Origin of the sequence: Streptomyces sp. MspMP-M5 (assembly GCF_000373585.1) — a bacterium.
GTDB lineage: Bacteria > Actinomycetota > Actinomycetes > Streptomycetales > Streptomycetaceae > Streptomyces.
In genome coordinates this window covers 154,092-174,822 of record NZ_KB891962.1, presented here as the reverse complement: position 1 = coordinate 174,822, position 20,731 = coordinate 154,092, and the positions used below count along the sequence as shown (strand labels likewise).

Sequence of the window (20,731 nt, the reverse complement as noted above, 5' to 3'; positions counted from 1 at the left end):
AGTACGTATCTTATCATCAGCCAGCCGAAGCGCTGTTGCTCGAGGTACCGAGGGGGTCCTCCATGTCCAGGCCATTGCTCAGGCTCGACCACAAGGAACGTTCTGTCGCACCGCACGAGAGCTCGCCGCTCCCGGCGACGCAGAGCATCGAACGAAGCGCAAGCGTGCTCAAGAGCTTCGTCCATCTCCGACGCGACGACTCCGTGTTGGTCACCGACTGGCAGCGCTCCAGCGCCATGAATTACCAGGTCACCGCCAGGTGGCCGGCACGGGGCAACGAGGTGCCGGGCCGGGACTTCCGGAGCGGGACCATGACGGTCGCGCAGACGGTACGGCAGGCAGGACTGCTGCTCGCACACACGGAGTTCGGGGTCCCCCTGAGTCATGCGGTCCTGCTGCGCAATTTCGACTTCGACTTCGACATGGATTTTCTGGGCGGCGAAAACAAACCGGCCGACCTGATTATTAATGTCCGGTGCGAGATCACCAAGTCGCGCGGCCGTTCCATCACCGGTCTGCAGATGACGATGAGCATCCACTTCGACGGACGGCAAGTCGGCACGGCGGCCACCAGCTTCGAATGGATCCCTCCGGCCGTCTTCCGGCGCCTCCGGGGCGACCACGCCGAGGCGGTGAGTGACCAGCCACCGCTGTCGGCTCCCGTCGCGCCGGCTCAGGTGGACTGCACCACCGATGTCGAGGTGGTGCTCACGCCCACGGACGACGCCGGGCGGTGGCTGCTGCGCAGTGACTTCCAGAACACCGCGCTGTACGACCATCCCGTCGACCACGTCCCCGGCCTCGTCCTGATCGAGGCCGCCCAGCAAGCCGCCCGTCTGGCGGCGTCGCCGAGGACCTTCCGGGCGGAAACCGTCAAGACAGCCTTTCACCGTTACGTCGAGTTCGACAGCCCTTGCTCGATCGAAGCGCACCCGGTCTCCGCTGAGACCGAGGGCGCCACTGCGGTGTCCGTAACCGGCCGTCAGAACGGCGAGTTGGCGTTCACCGCCGTCCTCACCAGCTCCAGCTGCTGACGTCCGGCGACCGCTGCGGATCTCGACCGGCTGCCCGAAAGAGACAGCCGGTCCAGGCCCGGCTCAGCGCAAGCGGGCATCTTCCACGTCCGGGCGTTACACCAGGGTGTATCCACCGTCCACGGGCGTCACCGTCCCCGTGACGAAAGAAGAGCGGTCGCTGCACAACCACGCGACCGCCTGGGCGATTTCGTCAGGCTCGGCGGTACGGGCCTGGGGAGTCGCCTGGTGCAGCTGCTCCTCCAGCCCGGGATTCCGGTCGAACCAGCCGGCAATGATCTCCGTGCGGGTCGTACCGGGCGCCACCGCATTGACGCGGATACCGTGCGGCGCATATTCGGCAGCCGCTGCCTTGGTCAGCCCGATGACGGCGTGCTTGGAGGCGATATAGGGTGCGCCGGCGGGAATTGCCTGCAGTCCGGCGACACTGCTGTTGTTGACGATGGATCCGCCCGCACCGCCGTGCAGCATCGCGGCGATCTGGTGTTGCAGGCAGTGCCAGACACCGCGGACGTTGATGTCCATGATTTCGTCGTACGCGTTCTGCTTCATCAGGTGCATGGGCTCCTGATCGCAGCCGATGCCCGCGTTGTTGAACGCCAGATCCAAGCGCCCGTATTTCTCCATGGTGAATTCGACGGCACGTTTCACGTCCTCGTCGCGAGAGACGTCCATCGCCGTGTACGACGCTTCGGCGCCGGTTTCCCGAATTTCTGCCACGAGAGCAGCGAGGCGGTCGACCCGACGGGCCGTAAGCACCACCACCGCGCCTTCTGCTGCGAAGAGCTTCGCGGTTGCCGCGCCTATCCCGCTGCTCGCTCCCGTAATCAGGGAAATCTTGCCGGACAGCAGGCCGTTCTTCTGAGTCATGGCGGGATTCTGCCATCTCGTGCGGCCGGCCTGCACACGTACCGGGTAACGCCGCGAAGGCAGCCCGTGAGTCGGTCAGGTGCCGGCCGGTGTCCGGTGCCGGAGGGTGGAGCCGGCGCGGTTCTTGATGATTTCCAGTTGGGTGGGGATGCGGGTTCTGAGGTCGGGGACGTGGCTGACGATGCCGACGTTGCGGTCGCGTTCGCGCAGGCCGTCGAGGACGTCGAGGACCTCGTCGAGGGTCTGCTCGTCGAGGCTGCCGAAGCCCTCGTCGATGAAGAGGGTGTCCAGCCGGGTGCCGCCCGCCTCGTCGGTGACGACGTCGGCGAGGCCGAGGGCGAGGGCGAGCGAGGCGAAGAAGGTCTCGCCGCCGGAGAGGCTGGCGGTGTCCCGTTCCTGGCCGGTCCAGGCGTCGATGACGTGCAGGCCGAGGCCGGAGCGGCGGGCCCCGCCGGCGCGTTCGTCGGAGTGCACGAGGGTGTAGCGGCCGGCGGACATCCGGTGCAGGCGGGCGGTGGCGGCGGCCGCGACCTGTTCGAGGCGGGCGGCCAGGACGTAGGACTCCAGCCGCATCCGGCGCTCGTTCTCGGCGGAGGTGCCGGCGGCCAGCGTGGCGAGGCGGGCGATGCGGTCGTAGGCGGTGCGCAGCGGGGCCAGTGCGCGGGCGTCGGCGGCGGCGTCGGCGGAGAGCCGGTCGAGGGCGGCGTGACGTTCCCGGGCGGCGGCGAGGGCCGTGGTGGCGGTGCGCAGCCGGGCCGCGGCGGCCTGGTGGGCGGTGCGGGCGGCGTCCGGGTCGACGGCGGGCAGGGCCGCGGCGGCGCGGAGTTCGGGACGGTCCAGTTCGGCGGCGACGGCGGCGGCCTCGGCCTGCCAGTCGTCGTGGCGCTGCTGGAGAGCCCGGCGTTCGGCGTCCGGGAGGACGGCGTCGGCGGCGTCCTGCGGGGTGGTGAAGCCGGCGCGGTAGGCGGCGTCGGAGAGCCGGGCGTCGGCCTCCTTCAGGCGTTCGGCGCAGGCCGCGGCAGTGCGGGACGCCTCGGCCGCGGCGGCGAGCCGAGCGGCCTGCGCCTCCAGCCGGGCCGCCCGGTCGGCGACGCTGGCGCAGTCGCCGCGGGCCTCGGCCAACTCGGCCTCCAGGGCGGCCCGTTCGCGGTCCAGGGCCTCGCGGTGGGAGGTGCGGGCGGCGGCCCGGCGCTCGGCTCGCTGGCGGTCGTCGCGGCGGCGCTCGTACTCCTGCTCGGCGCGGGTCAGTTCCTCGCGGGCGGCGTGCAGGCGGGCGCCGGCGGCGTGCGCGTGGTCCGCCTCCGTCGTCAACTGCTCGACGTGGGCGGCGAGTTCGGCAGTCGGGGTGTCGCCGGCCGCAGCGGTGGCGGCGGCCAGGGACTCCTTGACGGACTGGCAGCGGTCCTCCGCCTGCTGCCGGGCGTCCTCGGCGCGGCGGTGGGCGGTCTGCGCGGCCTCCTCGGCCGCCCGGTCGACGTGGCCGGCGCCGGCCCGCGCCGGGTCCGGGTGGGCGGTGGCCCCGCACACCGCGCAGGGCCGGCCGGCCGTCAGGTTGGCGGCGAGTTCGGCGGCGATGCCGCGCAGCCGCCGGTCCTTGAGGTCCAGCCAGTGCTCGTGGGCCGCCGCCGCGCGCTCCCGGGCGGCCAGCAACTGCCGTTCGGCCGCGGCGAGTTCGGCGGCGATGCGGTCGCGGCGGCGGGCGGCGGCGAGCCGCTCGGCGGCCGGGGCGAGCTGCGCGGCGAGCTGTTCGGCGCGCCGGACGGCTTCCTGGGCGTCGTCGATGCGGCGCCGGTGGGCCTCGCGGGCGGCGTCCCAGTCGGCCAGCCACTCCGCGGCGTCCAGCAGGGTCTGTTCGTCGGCGCGGGCCTCGCGGTCGAGGCCGGCGCGTTCCCGGACGAGGTCGGCGGCGCGCCGTTCGGCCCGCCGGGCGGCGGAGAGGGAGCCGAGGGTGGAGCGCAACTCCCTTTCGTGCGCGGCGAGTTGGTCACCCTCGGCGTCCGTGAGGTCGGGCGGCAGTGGGGCGCGGTGGCGGCGTTCGGCGTCCTGGGCGGCGGCCAGCTCCCGCCAGGCGGCGTCGCGGAGGTCGAGGACGGGGGCCACCTCGGCGGCGGCGCGGGCCCGCTCCAGCCGGGTGCGGAGCCGGTCGCGTTCCTCGGTGCGGGCGGCGAGCCGGTCGGCGCGCTGCCGGGCGTCGGCGTGGCGGCGCTGGAGCCGGTCCCGCTCACGGGCCTCCTCCAGCCGCCCGGCCGCGGCCCGTTCGGCGGTCTCGGCGGCGGCGACCGCGGCCCGGGCGATGTCCAGGCGTTCGCGCGCGCCGGACCGGGCGACGGCGGCCCGGGCCAGGACCGCGTCGGCGAAGCCGGGATCGCCGGGGCCGGGAGCGGCGGCGCCGTCCGGGTCCGCCGGGCGGGCCGGTGCGGTGCCGCGGGGCGTACGGGCGCCGCGGCCGGCGGGCCCGGCCTGGGCGGGCACGGCGGGCCGGGCGGCTAGTGCCGGGACGGACGGGTCGGCCAGGTCCGGGGTGTCGCCGGCGGCCTGGGCGATGCGGTGGGCCAGGGCGAGCAGCCGTTCGTCGCCGGACGCGACCCGGTCGGCGGCGGCCCTGCGGCGAGCAGTGAGCTGGTCCTCCAGCGCGGCGAACCGCCGGGTGTCGAAGAGCCGCCCGAGCAGCCGGGCCCGGGCCTCCGCGTCCGCCCGCAGAAAGCGCGCGAAGTCGCCCTGGGGCAACAGCACCACCTGGCAGAACTGCTCCTTGCTCATGCCGAGCAGCTGCCCGATCTCCTCGCCGATCTCCTGGTGGGAGCGGCTGAGCGCACGCCACTCCCCCGCGTCCGGGGCACCGTCGGCAGCGGGGGCGAACTCCCGCAGGCGGCTCTGCGCCTTCTCCTTCGTCGTGCCGGTGCCGCGCCTCTTGGGGCGCGGCTGCTCGGGCAGCCGGGTGATCTCCAACCGGCGCCCGGCGACGGTGAGTTCGAGGACCACCTCGGTGGGGGTGGCGGGGTCGGCCAGGTCGCTGCGGAGGGCCTGGCCGCTCTGCCGGGCGCCGGGCACCGAGCCGTAGAGCGCGAAGCAGACCGCGTCCAGGACGGAGGTCTTGCCCGCGCCGGTCGGGCCGTGCAGCAGGAACAGGCCGTCGCGGGCGAGCCGGTCGAAGTCGACGGTGTGGCTGCCGGCGAACGGGCCGAAGGCGGTGAGGGTCAGCCGGTGCAGCCTCATCGGGCCACCTCCTCGACGGCGTCGGCGGCCCGTACCTCGTCGATGGCCGACCGGAGTTCGGCGCGTTCAGCGGCGTCGGCGCCGCGGCCGGCGCGGACATGGGCGACGAAGTCCTCGGCGATCTCCTGGTCGCTGCGGCCGCGCAGCCGCTGGGCGTAGGAGGCGGAGGGGCGGGCCGGGGCCTCGTCGGGGTCGAAGACCAGGCTGAGGGTGTGCGGGAAGCGTTTGGCCAGGCGGGCCATCGGCTCGGCCGGGCGGGAGCTGTCGGTGAGCGTGGCCTCGACCCAGGAGTCCTCGTGCCGGGCCAGCGCGGGGTCGTCCAGCAGCTGCTCCAGCGGGCCGCGGAGGCGGGCCAGCGGGCGGGGCACCGGGCAGTCCACCCGCTCCGCCGTCACGCCGCCGTCCGCGGCGAGGTCGATCAGCCAGGACGACTTGCGGTGGGCGGCCTCGGAGAAGGAGTAGGCGAGCGGCGAGCCGGAGTAGCGGATTCGTTCGGTGAGGGTCTGGCAGCCGTGCAGATGGCCGAGGGCCGCGTAGTCGACGCCGTCGAAGACCGCGGCGGGGACCGAGGCGACGCCGCCGACGGTGATGTCGCGCTCGCTGTCGCTGGCCGTGCCGCCGGTGACGAAGGCGTGCGCCAGCACCACCGAGCGGGTGCCGGCGGGCCGCTCGGCGAGGTCGGCGCGGACCCGGTCCATGGCCGCGCCGAGCACCGCGGCGTGGTCGGCGCGCGGGGCGCCGAGGGTGTCGCGGACCATGGCCGGTTCGAGGTAGGGCAGCCCGTAGCAGGCGACTGGTCCGTGCGCGTCCTCCAGGACGACGGGGGTGGCGCAGTCGGCCGGGTCGGTGTGCAGATGGATGCCGGCCCGGCGCATCAGTCCGGAGCCGACGCCGAGGCGGCGGGCGGAGTCGTGGTTGCCGGAGATCATGACGGTGGGCACGCCGAGCGCGGCCAGCCGGTGCAGGGCGTCGTCGAAGAGCTCGACGGCGGCGAGCGGCGGCACCGCGCGGTCGTAGACGTCGCCGGCGACCAGCACCGCCTCGACGTCCCGGGTGCGGACCGTCTCGACGAGGTGGTCGAGGAACGCGCGCTGGGCGGCCAGGAGGTTCACGCGGTGGAAGGACCGGCCCAGGTGCCAGTCCGAGGTGTGCAGGAATCTCACCGGGGCACCGCTCCGACCTGCATGTTCTCCGCTCCTTCCACACCGTCGCCGGCCCTTGTCCACCCGGGCGGGCGTCTCCGCAGGCGACCACGCTAGTCGCTGCCGGTGCCGGGGCCCGCATCGGCCTCCTGGGCGCTGCGGGGGCTCAGCCCTCCGTCAGCTCTCCCATCCAGCTCTCCACCGCGTCCGGCGTCCGCGGCAGGGCGCCCGACAGCAGCCGTGCCCCGTCGGCGGTGATCACCAGGTCGTCCTCGATCCGTATGCCGATGCCGCGCAGTGCGGGCGGGAGCGTCTCGTCGTCGGGCTGGAGGTAGAGACCGGGCTCCACGGTCAGCACCTGCCCCTCCTCCAGCACCCCGTCCAGATAGGCCGCGGCGCGCGCCCGGGCGCAGTCGTGGAGGTCCAGGCCCAGCATGTGGCCGCTGCTGCAGAGGGTGTAGCGGCGGTGGAGGTCCCCTTCGGGGGTCTGCAGGACGCCCCAGTCGGTGAGGCCCTCGGCGATCACCCGCATCGCCGCGCGGTGGAAGTCGCGGAACCGCGCGCCCGGTTTCAGGGCCGCGATGCCCGCCTCCTGGGCGGCCAGCACCACGTCGTACACCTGGCGCTGCACCGGGGAGAAGCGCCCGGACAGGGGCAGGGTGCGGGTGATGTCGGCGGTGTAGAGGGTGTCGGTCTCCACGCCGGCGTCCAGGAGCAGCAGTTGCCGGGCGTCCAGCGGGCCGTCGTTGCGGATCCAGTGCAGGACGCAGGCGTGTGCGCCGGCGGCCGCGATGGTCTCGTAGCCGGTGCCGTTGCCCTCGGCACGGGCGCGCAGGCCGAAGACGCCCTCGATCCAGCGCTCGCCGCGCGGGTGGGCGAGGGCCCGCGGCAGCGCGCGGACCACGTCCTCGAATCCGGTGGTGGTGTGGTCCACGGCGAGCTGAAGCTGGGCGATCTCCCAGGCGTCCTTGACCAGCCGCAACTCGCTGAGGACGGTGGCGAGTTCGCCGTCGGTGGCGGCGCTGCGACCCGGGGGCAGCGCGCCGAGTTCGTCGAGGTGGACGCAGCGCAGGCCGGTCATCCGCTCGGCCTCGGCGAGGTCGGGGCGGCGGCCGACCCAGAACTCGCCGTACCGGCGGTCCCGGTAGAAGCCCCCGTCACTGCGCGGTGAACGGGGCCGCAGGTAGAGCACCGCCTCGTGCCCCCGCGGCCCGTCGGGCTCCAGGACCAGCACGTGGCCGGCCTGGTCCTCGCCGGTCAGGCCGGTGAGCCAGGCGTAGGCGCTGTGCGGCCGGAAGCGGTGGTCGCAGTCGTTGGAGCGGACGGTGAGGTCCCCGGCGGGGACGAGCAGCCGTTCGCCGGGGAAGCGGGCGGACAGGCGCCGGCGGCGGGCGGGGGTGCGGTCGGCGGCGGGCAGCCGGATCCCGTCGGGCAGCGGCGTGGGCGCCCAGCCGCCCGCCAGGAACCGTTCGAGCTCCGGCGAGACGGGCAGATCGTGGCTGACGGTGTGCCAGGCGGTGGGGCGGGCTCCGGTCATGGGTTCCTCCTCGTCGGCAGGGTTGGGGGCGCCCTCCCGACAGGGGGCGGGACGCCACATGAGCCTGCGGGACGGCACACCCTGTCGGGAACCTCCCGGCGGTCCATAACATCCGCTCATGGATCTGGAGATACGGCATCTGCGCGTGGTGTGCGCGATCGCCGAGGCCGGCAGCCTCACCCGGGCCGCGGCGGCGCTGCGCATGACCCAGCCGGGCCTGAGCGCCCAGCTGCGGCGGATCGAACACCTCCTGGGCGGCGCGCTGTTCGACCGCCGGCGGGCCGGCTCGGCGCCCACCGCGCTGGGCGAACTGGTGCTGGCCCGGGCGCACGCCATCCTGCCGGGCGTGGACCAGCTCCTCGCCGACACCGAGCGGGTCGCGCGCCGCGCCGCGGCCCCCACCCGCCTCCGCGTCGGCTCGGTCGGCACCCCGTTCCTCGGGCATCTCCTGCTGGCGGTGCGGGAGTTGCTGCCGGACGCGGAGGTGACGGCGCGCGGGCAGCACGCGTCCGGGCCGCTGCTGGACGACCTCGGCGCCGGCCGTCTGGAGGTCGCCGTCCTCGGCGCCCACCCCGGCCAGGAGCCGACGGCACCCGACGGGGTGCTGCTGCAGCCGCTCGTCACCGAGCCGCTCTTCGCGCTGCTGCCGGCGGACCATCCGCTGGCGGACGCGGCGGAGGTGTCCCTGGAGCGGCTCGCCGAGGAGGACTGGGCGGCGCCCCGTATGGACGGCGACCGCACCCGCGAGCACTGGTCGTCGGTCTGTGCCCGGACCGGCCGCGGTCTCCGCATCCCCTACGAGGCCGAGGGGCGGCAGCTGGTCGAGATCGTCCGGGCGGGGCTGGCGGTGAGCCTGTGTCAGGCCACGTTCATCGAGGTGCCCGGGGTCGCGGTGCGTCCGCTGGCCGGGAACCCGCTGTGGTACCGGCATCTGCTGGCCTGGCACCACGACGGCCCGCTCGCCCGGCACGGGGAGGCGGTGCTGCGGCGGGTGCGCGCCGCCCATCTCGACGCCCGCCCCGGCAGCCCGGCCCATGCGCGCTGGCGGCGGCAGCATCCGGAGGAGGCGCCTCCGCCGGCCTGAACCGCCGTACCCGGACGGCACGGGCCCTCGCTTCGGTCCGCTCCAGCGCCGCCGGGCCACCCGGCCGGGTGCCGCCCGCCCGGTGCCGGGCGCCGGTCCGTCGGAGACTGGAAATGCGGCTCGCCGCCGCGCCCGTCGGCGGCGAGCGGACCGGGAACGAGGTGAGGTCATGCAGGACGTGATCACCGCGGGTGTCGACGGGACACCCGAGGCGACCGCCGCCGCGCTGTGGGCGGCCCACGAGGCGGAGCTGCGGCGGGCCCGGCTGCGGCTGCTGCACGCCTGGGTGCTGCTGGGGCCGGAGCCGGAGCCCGGACCGGACGGCCAGGACCAGCGGAACTACTGGCCGCACCGGATCATCGACGAGGCCCGGGCCGCCGTCCGGGACCGCCACCCGGACCTCCCGGTGGAGGAGGCCCTGGTGGCCGACGACCCGCTGACCGCCCTGAAGGAGGCGGCCGGCCAGTCGTCGCTGCTGGTCCTGGGGTCACGGGACGTGGGCGTGGTGGCGCGCTACACCATCGGCGAGCTCGGCCTCCAGGTGGTGGCGCACACCCAGACCCCCACGGTGCTGGTCCGGGCTCCGCTGGGCGCCGCGGCGCAGGCGCCCGGCGCCCCGGTGACGGCCGCGCTGAGCCTGCACGAGCCCTGCGAGGCGCTGCTGTCGTTCGCCTTCGGGAGCGCGGCCCGGCGGGGCGTCCCGCTGCGGGTGGTGCACGGCCGGCATCTGCCCGCGCACGCGTACAACCGCGGCGGCGGGGTCGAGCCGATCGCCGCGCAGCAGACGGTCGCGGACGCCCGGCAGCAGCTGGCGGACGCGCTGCGGCCCTGGCAGGAGAAGTTCCCGGAGGTCGCGGTGGACGCCCGGGTCGAGCTGGAGGGCCCGGTGCGGGCGGCGCTGCGGGACGCCGCGGACGCCGCGCTGCTGGTCGTCGGCCGCCGGCACAAGCTGCGCTTCCCGGCGCCGCGGATCGGCCACGTCGTGCAGGCGGTGGTGCACCACGCGCCGTGCCCGGTCGCGCTGGTGCCGCACGAGTGAGCCGTCCGCCGCGCCCCGCACGGACAGGCGGGCCGGGCGGTTTCTTCCAACAATGGGTGGCAGGGGACGACGAGCGGATTCCGCCCGGCGCGGCCCCTGCACACCGCGGAGGTGAGCCATGGCGAAGAGCACCGAGTGGCCGGTCCGGCTGACCGTCACCGAGGAGGACGGGACGACCCGGGCCCGGGTGGAGCTGCACACCGGGACCCGGTCGCTGACCGGGCACGGCCGGGCCCGCTGCAACCCCGAGGACCCCGACGTCCCGGTGATCGGGGACGAGCTGGCGGCCGGCCGGGCCATGAAGGACCTCGCCGGGCAGTTGATCCGGCTGGCGGACCGCGACCTGGCGGGCGCCGGCGCCGCGCCGCCGGGGCACGAGCGGCGCACCCTCTACGGCTGGGCGGACGAGCTGGCCTGAGACCGCCCGCGGGCCCGTGGGCCGCACCGCCCCGGCCCGCCCCGGGAAGGAGCCGGTGATGCCGGACGCGACGACGGCCGGTCCGACCACGACCGACCTGTACGAAGTGACCATGGCCCTGTCGTATCTGCGCGAGGGCATGACCCGGCCGGCCACCTTCAGCTGCTTCGTCCGGGAACTCCCCGCCGAGCGGGGCTTCCTGGTCGCCGCCGGGGCGGAGTCGGTGCTCGACTACCTCTCCCGCTTCCGGATCGGGCCCGAGGACGTCGAGGTGTTCGCCGAGGCGCTGCGCCGGCCGGTCGCGGAGCTGGCGCCGCTGCTGGGGCTGCGCTTCGCCGGCGAGGTGCGGGCGGTGCCGGAGGGCCGGGTGGTGCTGGCCGGCGAACCGCTGCTGGAGATCACCGCGCCGCTGCCGCAGGCCCAGCTCGTCGAGACCTTCGTACTGAACCAGCTCAGCCACCAGACCGCCATCGCCGCCAAGTGCGCACGGTGCGTCCTGGCGGCCCGCGGGCGGCCGGTGGTGGACTTCTCGCTGCGGCGGACGCACGGCGCCGAGGCGGGCTTCCGCACCGCGCGGCTGGCGGCGATGGCGGGCTTCGCGGGGACCAGCAACGTCGCGGCGGCGCACGCCGAACGCCTGCCGGCGGTGGGCACCATGGCGCACTCGTACATCGAGGCGTTCGAGGACGAGGAGGCCGCGTTCACCGCCTTCCTGCGGACCCACCCGGGGCCGGTGACGCTCCTGGTGGACACCTACGACGTCGACTCCGGGGTGGCCGCGGCGGCCCGGGTGCTGCACGCCCTGGACCGCGCCGAGGGGGCGTCGATCCGGCTGGACAGCGGCGATCTGGGGGCGCTGGCGGTCCGCGCCCGGGCGATGCTGGACCGGGCGGAGCTGCCGGGGGTGCGGATCGTGGCCAGCGGCGGGCTGGACGAGTTCGCGGTGGACGACCTGGTGCGGGCCGGGGCGCCGATCGATGTGTTCGCGGTGGGCACCCGGGTCGGGGTGAGCGCCGACGCGCCGTATCTCGACTCGGCGTACAAGCTCGTGGCGTACGACGGCCGGCCGGTGATGAAGCTGTCGTCGGCGAAGGTCACCGCGCCCGGCCGGAAGCAGGTCTTCCGGCACCCGGGCTGCCGCGATGTGATCGGGCTGGCCGAGGAGCCGGCGCCGGCCGGCAGTGTGCCGCTGCTGGAGACGCTGATGCGCGACGGGGTGCGCTGTGCGCCGCGGACCCCGCTGGCGGACGCCCGGGCCCGGCTGGCGGCGGACCTCGCGGAGCTGCCGGCGGCGGCCCGCGCCATCCGGTCGCCGGTCCCGGTGCCGCCGTCGGTCTCCACACCGCTGGCCACCCTCGCGGAGCACGTCCGGCGGCGGATCGAACGGGCGGTGCTGGCACCGTACGAGCACTACGCCTGAGGGCCTGCGCGCCCTGACCCGGCCGGGTGCGCACGGACGCGGCCGGATGCCCGGCGACGCGGGTCCGAGCCGCGACCGACCGGCCGGCCTCAGCCCCGCGGCACCACCGCGACCGGACAGGCCGCGTGGTGCAGCGCGGCGTGCCCGACCCGGCCCAGCTGCAGCCCGAAGTGGCCGTGCCGCTGCCGGGCGCCGAGCACCAGCAGGTCCGCGGCGGCGGACCGCCGGACCAGCACCTTGTGCGCCGGCCCCTCCACGGTGGTGCGCCGGACGTGCACCGTCGGATGTGCCTCGGCCTCCTCGGCGACCGCGGCGTCGACCAGCTCCGACGCCTGGTGTTCGTAGTGGTGCTCGGGCCCCGCGGCCCGCTGCGCGCGGTCGGCGGTCTCGTAGGCGGGGCAGCGCCAGGCGCGCACCGCGTCGAGGACGCAGCCGCGGGCCTCCGCCTCCCGGAAGGCGAACCGGACGGCCGCGGACCCCTGGGCGGTGTCGCCGACACCGAGCAGCACCCGGTCGTGGCCGCTCTCCAGCCCGGCCCGGTCGCCGCGGACCACCACCACCGGATGCCGGGCGCGGGCCGCCACCGACAGACTGACCGAGCCCAGCAGCAGATCGGCGAACTCCCCGCGCCCCTTGCAGCCGAGGACGACCGCGGTGGCGTAGGGCGCCTCGCGGAGCAGCGCGGCGACCGGGTCGTCGGCCAGGACCTGCACCGAGACCTCGACCTCGGGGTTGCGGCGGGCGGCGCGCTCGGCGGCGGACGCCACGACCCGGTCGGCCATCGCCTGCTCCTCGGGGGCGTCCTCCCGCGGCGCCACTCCCTCGTACCGCTCCCACTGGGACGCGTACACCAGGCGCAGTGGTAGGCCGTGGCGCACCGCCTCGTCCACCGCCCAGTCCAGGGCGCGCAGCCCGGCGTCCGATCCGTCCACGCCTACGACCAGGGGGAGTTCCATCGTCCCCACCGCCTTCCGTCGCTCGGGCCGTGGCCGTGCCGGGCGGGCGCCGGGCCCGCACCGCGGCGGCCGGTCGCGCCCTCGGCCCCTTCCATCGTGTGCCCCGGGGGCCCGGGCCCGCCAGGCCCGCGGGCGGCCAGGAGCAGCCCCGGCGCGGATGTCGTGGTGCCATGGAGGGACGAGTTGCCGACCAGGGCTGCCGGAGGGACCCGCCATGTCCGCCGCGTCACCGCTGGCCGCGTGTCTGCGCCCGGTGCGGGCCGTGGTCTTCGACACCGACGGTGTGCTCACCGACACCGCGAGGCTGCACGCTGCGGCCTGGCGAGCGGCGTTCGACGCCTGCCTGGCGGCCGCGGGCGGACAGCGCCCCTTCGACCCGGTGGACGACTACCTCCGCCACGTCGACGGCCGGTCCCGGCTGGACGGCGCCGCCGCGTTCCTGGCCTCCCGCGGCCTGGCGCTGCCGCCCGGCTCCCCCGGCGACCCGCCCGGCACCGGCACCGTGGCGGCGGTCGCGGCCCGCAAGGACGAGGTCTACACCGCGCTGCTGCGGGAGCGGGGGGCGACCGTGTGGCCGGGCAGTGTGCGGCTGCTGCACGCGCTGCGCGGCGCGGGCGTCGGCTGCGCCGCGGTGTCCGCGTCCCGGCACGCCACCGAGCTGCTGTCCCGGGCCGGACTGCTGGAGCTGTTCGCGGCGGTGGTGGACGGCGACGAGGCGGCGCGGCTGGGCCTGCCGGGCAAACCGGACCCGGCGCTCTTCGCCGAGGCGGCCCGGCGACTGGCCGTCCCGCCCCGGGAGGCGGCCGTGCTGGAGGACGCCGAGGCCGGCGTCGAGGCGGGCCGCCGCGGCGGCTTCGGCCTGGTCGTGGGCGTCGACCGGAGCGGCGCCCCGGGGCACGCGGCCGAGCTGCGCCGCCGCGGCGCCGACGTGGTGGTCACCGACCCCGGCGAGCTGCTGGCCCCCGGGGCGGCCCGATGACGGCGCCGGCCTGGACCTGGACGTACGAGGGGTACGTCCCCGAGGACGAGCGGCTGCGGGAGGCGCTGTGCACGCTCGGCAACGGCCGCTTCGCCACCCGCGGCGCCGCCCCGGAGACCCCGCGCGGCCCCACCCACTACCCGGGCACGTACGCCGCCGGCGTCTACAACCGGCTGACCTCCGTCGTCGGCGGCCTCCGGGTGGAGAACGAGGACCTGGTCAACCTGCCCGACTGGCTGCCGCTGCGCTATCGCATCCGCCCCGCGGACGCCACGGAGCCCGGCCCCTGGCTCTCCCCCGACCACCCCCAGCTCACCGGCCACCGCCGCACACTGGACCTGCGCCGCGGCACCCTGACCCGCTGGTCGTCCTACGAGGACGGCGCCGGGCGGCGGCTGACCGTCACCGAACGCCGCCTGGTGCACATGGGCGAGCCCGATCTCGCCGTCCAGCGCGCGGTGTTCACCGCCGAGGGCTGGTCCGGGGAGGTGGAGGTGGCGGCGGAGCTGGACGGCGACGTCCGCAACAGCGGGGTGGCCCGCTACCGCGACCTGGCCGACTCCCACCTCACCGACTGGGAGACCGGTGCGGCGGACGACGGCGTCCTCTGGCTGCGGTGCCGCACCCGCAGCTCCGGCGTCACGATCGCACTGGCCGCCCGCACCCGGGTCGCGCCGCGCGGCGGCACCGCCCGCACCGCCCTCGCGCCCCGCGCGGCCCGCCGGGTGTTCACCGTCCCCGTCGGGCCCGGCTCCCCGGCGACCGTCGACAAGACGGTGGCCCTGCACACCTCGCGCGACCTGGCCCGCGCGGCGCCGCTCCCGGCGGCCCTGGAGGCGGTCCGCCGCGCCCCGGCCGTCCCCCGGCTGCTCGCCTCGCACCACCGCGCCTGGCAGCACCTGTGGCGGCAGGTACGGCTGGACGTCCCCGGCGAGCCCGGCCGGCTCCTGCGGCTGCACGTCTTCCACGTACTCCAGACGGTCTCCCCGCACACCGCGCGGCTGGACGTCGGCGTGCCGGCCCGCGGCCTGCACGGCGAGGCGTACCGGGGGCACGTCTTCTGGGACGAGCTGTTCGTGCTGCCGTTTCTCAACCTGCGCTTCCCGGAGGTGTCCCGGGCCCTGCTGGACTACCGCCACCGGCGGCTGCCGGCGGCCCGCCGGGCGGCGCGCGAGGCGGGCCGGACGGGCGCGATGTACCCGTGGCAGAGCGGCAGCGACGGCCGCGAGGAGACCCAGCGGCTGCACCTCAACCCGCGCTCGGGCCGCTGGCTGCCGGACCACTCCCACCTCCAGCACCACGTCGGTTCGGCGATCGCCTACAACGTGTGGCGGTACTGGCAGGCCAGCGGCGACACCGCGTTCCTGCACACCAGGGGCGCCGAGATGCTGCTGGAGATCGCCCGCTTCTGGGCGGCGAGCGCCCAGTGGGACCCGGCGCTCGCGCGCTACCGCATCCGCGGGGTGGTCGGCCCGGACGAGTACCACGACGCGTATCCGGGCGCCGACCTGCCCGGTCTGGACGACAACGCCTACACCAACGTCACCGCCGCCTGGGTGCTGGCGCGGGCACTCGACCTGTGCCGCCGGCTGCCCGAGGCGCGACGACGGGCGCTGTTCGAGCGGCTGGCGCTCGCCCACGACGAGCGGCAGTACTGGGACGACGTCGCGCACCGCCTGCACGTCCCCTTCCACCGGGGCCTGATCAGCCAGTTCGCGGGCTACGAGCGGCTGGCCGAGCTCGACTGGGCGGGCTACCGCGCCCGCTACGGCGACATCCGGCGACTGGACCGGATCCTGGAGGCGGAGGGCGACAGCGTCAACCGCTACCAGGCGTCCAAGCAGGCCGACGTGCTGATGCTCGGCTACCTCTTCCCGCCCTCCGAACTGGCCGGACTCTTCGAGCAGTTGGGCTACCGCCTCGACGACGACGGCTGGCGGGCGACCGTCGACCACTACCTGCGGCGCACCAGTCACGGCTCGACGCTCAGCTCCGTGGTCCATGCCTGGGTACTGGCCCGGGTGCGCCGGGACGACGCCTGGGCGTACTGCGCGGAGGCCCTCACCGGCGATGTCGCGGACGTCCAGGGCGGCACCACCGCGGAGGGCATCCACCTGGGCGCGATGGCCGGCACCGTCGACTTCGTGCAGCGTGGGATGACCGGCCTGGAGACCCGGGACCGCGCCCTGTGGCTGGACCCGGCGCCGCTACCCCAGCTGTCCAAGTTCGGCGTGCGAATCCGCTACCGCCGCCACCGGGACATCGACCTGCGCATCCGTGCCGACCGCACGGTGCGGATCACGGTGCCGGACTCGGAACACGCCGCGATCCGCGTCCGGCTGTGCGGCCGCCCCTTCACCGTCGCCCCGGGCACGACGCGCACCATCGCCCTGCCGGACAGTTGAAGTCGCCTTCCAGCACAGTCGATTGACGCTGCGTCAGTCCAACGGTCCGCCAGTCCGATCAGGCCGCCAGTCCGGTCAGGCCGTCAATCCGGCTGAGGGAGCGGCGCCGCCGTTCCGTCCGCCCCTCCCGCATCGGCACCCGGAACCGCATCCGGGTCCGCGTCCACCTCCACATCCATCTCCGCATCCGGATCCGCCCCGCCCAGATACTCCTCACTGATCCGCTTCGGCCCGAACGGCCACTCGCGCTCGCGCCGGGCCCACACCAGGAACGCCACCAGCCCCGCCGCGACCCACGCCAGCGACCATTCGATGGGGTGCCGGCCCGGGGCGTTGCGGTCCGCGTAGCCGTAGATCACCAGCCAGCCGACCAGCGCGACCAGGCTCGGCAGCGGGTACAGCCACATCCGGTAGGGCCGGCGCAGCCCCGGCTGCCGGCGCCGCAGCACGGTGACCGCCGCGATCTGGGCCAGCGCCTGCACCAGCACCATCACCGTCGTCAGCAGCTGGATGACGGTGGCCAGATCGGTGTGCCGGCCCAGGAGGAAGCCCGCCGCCATGATGCCCCCCATGGTCAGCAGCCCCAGGACGGGGAAGCGGTGGCGGGGGTGCAGCGCCCCGTACGGGCGGAAGAACACGCGGTCCCGGGCGGCGTCGCAGGGGACCCGGGAGCCGCCGAGCAGACCGGTCAGTACGGAGGTGACGGCGGTGACGAGGATCAGCACGGTGACGACGCCCGCGGCGGTCCGGCCCCAGGTGCGCTCCAGGACGGCGGAGGCCACCGAGGAGCCGGCGGTGCTGTGCGGGTCGAGCATCTCGCGCCAGTCGACGACCCCCAGCGTGCCGATCTGGAGCAGCAGGTAGATCGCCATGATGCCGAGGATGGAGAACAGGATGGCCCGCGGCAGGGTGCGGCCGGGCCGCCTGATCTCGGCGCCCATGTAGGCGGTGGTGTTGTAGCCGAGGTAGTCGTAGATGCCGATGGTGAGCCCGCCGGCGAACCCGACCCAGAAGTGACCGGCCGTCAGTTCCACAGCGTGCGCGGGGTAGGTGAAGGCCCGCTCCGGGCTGAAGTGGGTGAACGCCGCGATGATCACCAGGCCGACGGCGGCGATCATCACCGTCCACAGCACCACCGCGAGCCGGGCGATCCGCTCCACCCGACCCCACAGCAGCGCCACGACGCCGACGGTGACGGCCAGCCCGACCGCGTCCCCCTGCCCCGGGCTCATCCCCGGCCACAGATAGCCCAGGTACTGCACGAAGCCGATGATGCCGGTGGACATCCCGAGCGGGATGAACAGCATCGCCGTCCACACGAACAGAAACGGCATCAGCTTCCCGGTGCGGTACTGGAACGCCTGCCGCAGATACACATAACTGCCGCCCGCCCCCGGCAGCGACGCCCCCAACTCCGCCCACACCAGCCCGTCCGCCAACGCCAGCACCGCACCCGCCACGAACCCGATGACCGCCTGCGGCCCACCGAACGCCGTCACCATCAGCGGGATCGTCACGAACGGCCCGATGCCGCACATCTGGCTCATGTTGATCGCGGTGGCCTGCAACAGCCCGATCCGGCGGACGAATCCCACCCGTTCACCCAGGAGGTCCGGCATGCCTCAAGCCCCTTCCCCTGCCGGCACCCACGCCGGCCGCGGCCTGTTCCGCGGGCCCCAGGCTGACACGCCCGCCGCCACCGCGCACCGGTACCGACCGAAACCCCCCGCCCCGGCTCCCGCCGTCCTCGCCCTAGACCTCCCCGTACGCCTCCCCGCCGAGCTCCAACCGGGCCGTCCCGGCCGTGGTGTCCGCCAGCCAGGCGCGGAACCTGTCCACCTCCGCCTCCGGAAGCCCCACCTCGATGCGGACCTCGGCCCCGTATGCCACCTCGCGCACCGCCCGCCCCGTGGTGCGCAGATCGTTCTCCAGCCGGCCCGCGCGCTGGTGGTCCACGGTGACCGTCACCAGCCGGAACCGCTGCCGGGTGACCGTGCCCAGCACATCCAGCGCCTCGCCGACCACGCCACCGTAGGCCCGGATCAGGCCGCCCGCCCCCAGCTTGATGCCGCCGAAGTACCGCGTGACCACGGCGACCACATAGCGCACCTCGCGCCGCACCAGCATCTGCAGCATCGGCACCCCGGCGGTACCGCCCGGTTCGCCGTCGTCGCTGGCCTTCTGGATCCCGCCGTCCGCCCCGAGGACGTAGGCGAAGCAGTGGTGCCGGGCGGTGGGGTGCTCCCGGCGGACGCGCGCGATGAAGTCCTGGGCCTCCTCCTCCGTCGCGACCGGTGCGAGCGCGCAGAGGAAGCGGGACTTGCTGATCTCGATCTCGTGGACACCCTCGCGGGCCGGCGTCCGGTACTGGTCCTGCATCCGACCACCCTATGCGCCCGCCCCGCGGAGGTGGTCCGGGCACCCGGCGCCCCGCGCCGCGCTGCGGTGTCCGCCGTACGGGCGGACCGCGCACCGCCACCCGGCGTACCCGGGCCGCCCGTGCGGTGCGTCGGGGAGACGTCCGCCGCCCCCATGGGCACTGTGGGCCCAGCGGGACCCGTCGTACGGAGGCACGGCCGGCGGGAACGGAACGGCGGCTCGGCGGAGGGCTCGATGGACGACAGCACACTGGCGGCGATGACGGCCGGCGCTCCGGTGACCGGCGACGAGATGCCGGTGCCGCCGCCCGAGGTCGTCGAGGCGGCCCGTGAGGCCCCCGACCACTGGCTGGCCATGGTGGACCTGACCTGGTCGGGCACGGAGGCGCCCCCGCTGTGGGCGGTGATCGGCCAGTGGCGGTCGGGCCCGGACGGGGCCATCGAGGAGTGGCGGGACAACCCGGAGTACCGGCCGTCGCCGCAGATGCTGGACTGGGCGGACCCCACCGACCCGGTGGACCGCGCGGTGCAGCTGTCCGCCACCGGGTACGGCCCGGAGAGCGCGGTCTACGAGGAGCTGGCCGCCGCCGAGGTCTCCTTCCTGGTCACCGCCACCGGCGCGCCCCTGACCGCGGCCTCCCCCGAGGGCGCCCCCGTCGTGCCCGTCTACACCGCCGCCGCCCACCTGGAGTCGACCGGGCGGCTGCTCTACGACCAGCGGCCGGTGGCCGAACTGGTCGAGCAACTGCCGCCGGGCCACGCCCTCTACGTCAACCCGTCCGGGCCGGTGAGCATGGTCGTGGAGGCCGAGCGGCTGCGTGCGGCGCCGGCCGCCGCGGACGGCACCGCGCGGCCCGCCCGGGAGCCGGCCACCGCCGCGGCGCGGTGGCCGGGCACCGGCGCCGGCCCGGCCGAACCGGTCGTCGGCGGCCGCGCGATCGGCAAGCCGGCCCGCTCCGCGGCGGCCGGCGACGTCGTCACCGCCGGCCTGGCCCGCGGCACCGGCTGACGCCCCCGAACCCGCCCCGCCCGTCTTCCCCTTCGGGCGGGGCGTCTTGCTGCCCGGACGCCCCGTCGTCCCGAACGACCCGTCATTCGGGCAGCGATCGAGGAATGCGCCGGCCCCGCCGGCCGTTGCCCAAGGTGACCGAGCACCGAGCACCGAGCACCGAGCACCGAGCCGCGCGCCGGTCACCGGGCACGACGACGGACGACGGGAGCCCCTATGCACGCCGAACAAGCCACCATCCGCAGGGTCCTCACCGAACTCGGCGACACCTGGGCGGTCGTGGGACTGTCCGCCAACGAGCGGCGCGCCGCGTACGGCGTCGCCGACGTGCTCCAGCGCTACGGCAAGCGGATCGTCCCCGTGCACCCCAGAGCCGAGACCGTGCACGGGGAGAAGGGGTACCCGTCGCTGGCCGCCGTCCCGTTCGAGATCGACGTGGTGGACGTCTTCGTCCGCAGCGAACTCGCCGGCCCCGTCGCCGACGAAGCGGTCGCCATCGGCGCCGAGGCGGTCTGGTTCCAGCTCGGCGTCATCGACGACGACGCCGCCCGGCGCACCCGCGCGGCCGGCCTCGCCGTGGTGATGGACCGCTGCCCGGCGATCGAGATACCCCGCCTGGGCTGAGCGACGGCCTCAGCGGGGCGGCGGAATGATCACCGACATGGTCATCTCCACCGGCTCCCGGCCGTCGTTGCGGTAGCCGTGCGGGACCTTGGCCTCGAAGGTCGCCGAGGCCCCGGCGACCACCTCGTGCGCGGTGCCGTCGACGAGCAGGGTGAGGGTGCCCGAGCGGACGTGCAGCAGCTCGACGGTGCCCGGCGGATGCGGGTCGGAGGCGCTCTCGTCGCCCGGCATCAGCCGCCAGTCCCACATCTCGAAGGGGCCGGGGGCCTCGCCGCCCACCAGGAGCGAGGTGTGGCTGCCGGCCTCCGTGGACCACATCCGGACTGCCTCGCCGGGGCCGACGACCCGTACCTGCGGGCCCTGTTCGTAGTCGAGGAGCGTGGTGATGCTGACGCCGAGCGCGTCGGCGATCTTGACGGTGGTGCCCACGCTGGGGTTGGTCCGGGCCTGCTCGATCTGAATGATCATGCCGCGGCTGACGCCGGCCCGGGCCGCCAGCGCGTCGAGGGTGTAGCCGCGCTCGGTGCGCCAGCGCTTGAGGTTGCGGGCGAGCGCCTGCGTGAGCTGGTCGAGGTCCGTCACGGTCCGTCCAAGTCAGGGTCGTGGTGGCAGGTCAATAT

General features: G+C 75.3%; 17 protein-coding genes. 9 read left to right on the top strand and 8 right to left on the bottom strand.

From position 1 onward, the window contains the following. Positions 1-62: 62 nt before the first annotated feature. Positions 63-1,034 (top strand): ScbA/BarX family gamma-butyrolactone biosynthesis protein, encoded by a 972-nt coding sequence (locus B073_RS42540; RefSeq protein WP_158690330.1) that lies wholly within the window; start codon positions 63-65, stop codon positions 1,032-1,034. A gap of 96 nt (positions 1,035-1,130) precedes the next feature. Here the strand turns inward: B073_RS42540 and B073_RS0138105 are convergent, their stop codons facing one another. From B073_RS0138105 to B073_RS0138090, 4 genes are all read right to left on the bottom strand, one after another. After that, positions 1,131-1,904, bottom strand: coding sequence for an SDR family NAD(P)-dependent oxidoreductase (locus tag B073_RS0138105; protein ID WP_026248123.1), 774 nt, complete (start codon positions 1,902-1,904; stop codon positions 1,131-1,133). Positions 1,905-1,979: 75 nt separating this feature from the next. After that, positions 1,980-5,120: an AAA family ATPase gene (locus B073_RS0138100; RefSeq protein WP_018543309.1), complete on the bottom strand. Its 3,141-nt coding sequence runs from the start codon at positions 5,118-5,120 to the stop codon at positions 1,980-1,982. Further along, positions 5,117-6,283, bottom strand: a complete 1,167-nt coding sequence (locus tag B073_RS0138095) for an exonuclease SbcCD subunit D (protein WP_018543308.1) — start codon at positions 6,281-6,283, stop codon at positions 5,117-5,119. Before B073_RS0138095 ends, B073_RS0138100 begins: the two co-directional genes overlap by 4 nt. Positions 6,284-6,428: 145 nt before the next feature. Continuing rightward, the gene (locus B073_RS0138090; protein WP_018543307.1) at positions 6,429-7,799 is read right to left on the bottom strand and encodes an aminopeptidase P family protein; all 1,371 of its coding nucleotides are present in this window, start codon (positions 7,797-7,799) and stop codon (positions 6,429-6,431) included. Between the two features lie 118 nt (positions 7,800-7,917). Between B073_RS0138090 and B073_RS0138085 the strand changes: the two genes are divergently transcribed. The 4 genes from B073_RS0138085 (at position 7,918) to B073_RS0138070 (ending at position 11,760) form a co-directional block, all read left to right on the top strand. After that, entirely contained in the window at positions 7,918-8,883 is a 966-nt protein-coding gene (locus B073_RS0138085; protein WP_018543306.1) for a LysR family transcriptional regulator, read from the top strand. A gap of 169 nt (positions 8,884-9,052) precedes the next feature. Further along, positions 9,053-9,922 carry a universal stress protein gene (locus tag B073_RS0138080; RefSeq protein ID WP_018543305.1) on the top strand — a complete coding sequence of 290 codons (870 nt, stop codon included), beginning with the start codon at positions 9,053-9,055 and terminating at the stop codon, positions 9,920-9,922. Positions 9,923-10,040: 118 nt separating this feature from the next. Then, a complete protein-coding gene (locus tag B073_RS0138075) occupies positions 10,041-10,340 on the top strand; it encodes a DUF1876 domain-containing protein (RefSeq protein WP_018543304.1) in 300 nt (99 codons plus the stop codon). A gap of 58 nt (positions 10,341-10,398) precedes the next feature. Beyond that, a complete protein-coding gene (locus tag B073_RS0138070; RefSeq protein ID WP_018543303.1) occupies positions 10,399-11,760 on the top strand; it encodes a nicotinate phosphoribosyltransferase in 1,362 nt (453 codons plus the stop codon). Positions 11,761-11,849: 89 nt separating this feature from the next. Here the strand turns inward: B073_RS0138070 and B073_RS0138065 are convergent, their stop codons facing one another. Continuing rightward, positions 11,850-12,716: a universal stress protein gene (locus tag B073_RS0138065; protein WP_018543302.1), complete on the bottom strand. Its 867-nt coding sequence runs from the start codon at positions 12,714-12,716 to the stop codon at positions 11,850-11,852. Between the two features lie 214 nt (positions 12,717-12,930). On the opposite strand from B073_RS0138065, the gene B073_RS0138060 reads away from it, so the two are divergent. Both B073_RS0138060 and B073_RS0138055 read left to right on the top strand, forming a co-directional pair. Beyond that, positions 12,931-13,695 (top strand): HAD family hydrolase, encoded by a 765-nt coding sequence (locus B073_RS0138060; protein ID WP_018543301.1) that lies wholly within the window; start codon positions 12,931-12,933, stop codon positions 13,693-13,695. Continuing rightward, entirely contained in the window at positions 13,692-16,100 is a 2,409-nt protein-coding gene (locus tag B073_RS0138055) for a glycoside hydrolase family 65 protein (RefSeq protein ID WP_018543300.1), read from the top strand. Before B073_RS0138060 ends, B073_RS0138055 begins: the two co-directional genes overlap by 4 nt. Positions 16,101-16,183: 83 nt before the next feature. Here the strand turns inward: B073_RS0138055 and B073_RS0138050 are convergent, their stop codons facing one another. Both B073_RS0138050 and B073_RS0138045 read right to left on the bottom strand, forming a co-directional pair. After that, complete coding sequence (locus B073_RS0138050; protein WP_018543299.1) at positions 16,184-17,719, bottom strand: APC family permease; 1,536 nt, start codon at positions 17,717-17,719, stop codon at positions 16,184-16,186. Between the two features lie 133 nt (positions 17,720-17,852). After that, the gene (locus tag B073_RS0138045) at positions 17,853-18,479 is read right to left on the bottom strand and encodes a YigZ family protein (RefSeq protein ID WP_018543298.1); all 627 of its coding nucleotides are present in this window, start codon (positions 18,477-18,479) and stop codon (positions 17,853-17,855) included. Positions 18,480-18,713: 234 nt separating this feature from the next. On the opposite strand from B073_RS0138045, the gene B073_RS0138040 reads away from it, so the two are divergent. Together B073_RS0138040 and B073_RS0138035 are read left to right on the top strand one after the other, a co-directional pair. Beyond that, entirely contained in the window at positions 18,714-19,487 is a 774-nt protein-coding gene (locus B073_RS0138040; protein ID WP_018543297.1) for a type VII secretion system-associated protein, read from the top strand. A 216-nt stretch (positions 19,488-19,703) separates the two neighbouring features. After that, positions 19,704-20,111 carry a CoA-binding protein gene (locus B073_RS0138035; RefSeq protein WP_018543296.1) on the top strand — a complete coding sequence of 136 codons (408 nt, stop codon included), beginning with the start codon at positions 19,704-19,706 and terminating at the stop codon, positions 20,109-20,111. Positions 20,112-20,120: 9 nt separating this feature from the next. On the opposite strand, the gene B073_RS0138030 is transcribed toward B073_RS0138035, so the two are convergent. Continuing rightward, entirely contained in the window at positions 20,121-20,693 is a 573-nt protein-coding gene (locus tag B073_RS0138030) for a helix-turn-helix domain-containing protein (protein ID WP_018543295.1), read from the bottom strand. Between the last annotated feature and the right edge of the window lie 38 nt (positions 20,694-20,731).

What these genes read in the sequence shown, in the direction of transcription:
- B073_RS0138105 (WP_026248123.1), bottom strand. Translation starts at nt 1,904, where the DNA reads ATGACTCAGAAGAACGGCCTGCTGTCCGGCAAGATTTCCCTGATTACG.
- B073_RS0138070 (WP_018543303.1), top strand. Translation starts at nt 10,399, where the DNA reads ATGCCGGACGCGACGACGGCCGGTCCGACCACGACCGACCTGTACGAA.
- B073_RS0138035 (WP_018543296.1), top strand. Translation starts at nt 19,704, where the DNA reads ATGCACGCCGAACAAGCCACCATCCGCAGGGTCCTCACCGAACTCGGC.
- B073_RS0138100 (WP_018543309.1), bottom strand. Translation starts at nt 5,120, where the DNA reads ATGAGGCTGCACCGGCTGACCCTCACCGCCTTCGGCCCGTTCGCCGGC.
- B073_RS0138075 (WP_018543304.1), top strand. Translation starts at nt 10,041, where the DNA reads ATGGCGAAGAGCACCGAGTGGCCGGTCCGGCTGACCGTCACCGAGGAG.
- B073_RS0138045 (WP_018543298.1), bottom strand. Translation starts at nt 18,479, where the DNA reads ATGCAGGACCAGTACCGGACGCCGGCCCGCGAGGGTGTCCACGAGATC.
- B073_RS0138090 (WP_018543307.1), bottom strand. Translation starts at nt 7,799, where the DNA reads ATGACCGGAGCCCGCCCCACCGCCTGGCACACCGTCAGCCACGATCTG.
- B073_RS0138065 (WP_018543302.1), bottom strand. Translation starts at nt 12,716, where the DNA reads ATGGAACTCCCCCTGGTCGTAGGCGTGGACGGATCGGACGCCGGGCTG.
- B073_RS0138085 (WP_018543306.1), top strand. Translation starts at nt 7,918, where the DNA reads ATGGATCTGGAGATACGGCATCTGCGCGTGGTGTGCGCGATCGCCGAG.
- B073_RS0138080 (WP_018543305.1), top strand. Translation starts at nt 9,053, where the DNA reads ATGCAGGACGTGATCACCGCGGGTGTCGACGGGACACCCGAGGCGACC.
- B073_RS42540 (WP_158690330.1), top strand. Translation starts at nt 63, where the DNA reads ATGTCCAGGCCATTGCTCAGGCTCGACCACAAGGAACGTTCTGTCGCA.
- B073_RS0138040 (WP_018543297.1), top strand. Translation starts at nt 18,714, where the DNA reads ATGGACGACAGCACACTGGCGGCGATGACGGCCGGCGCTCCGGTGACC.
- B073_RS0138055 (WP_018543300.1), top strand. Translation starts at nt 13,692, where the DNA reads ATGACGGCGCCGGCCTGGACCTGGACGTACGAGGGGTACGTCCCCGAG.
- B073_RS0138050 (WP_018543299.1), bottom strand. Translation starts at nt 17,719, where the DNA reads ATGCCGGACCTCCTGGGTGAACGGGTGGGATTCGTCCGCCGGATCGGG.
- B073_RS0138060 (WP_018543301.1), top strand. Translation starts at nt 12,931, where the DNA reads ATGTCCGCCGCGTCACCGCTGGCCGCGTGTCTGCGCCCGGTGCGGGCC.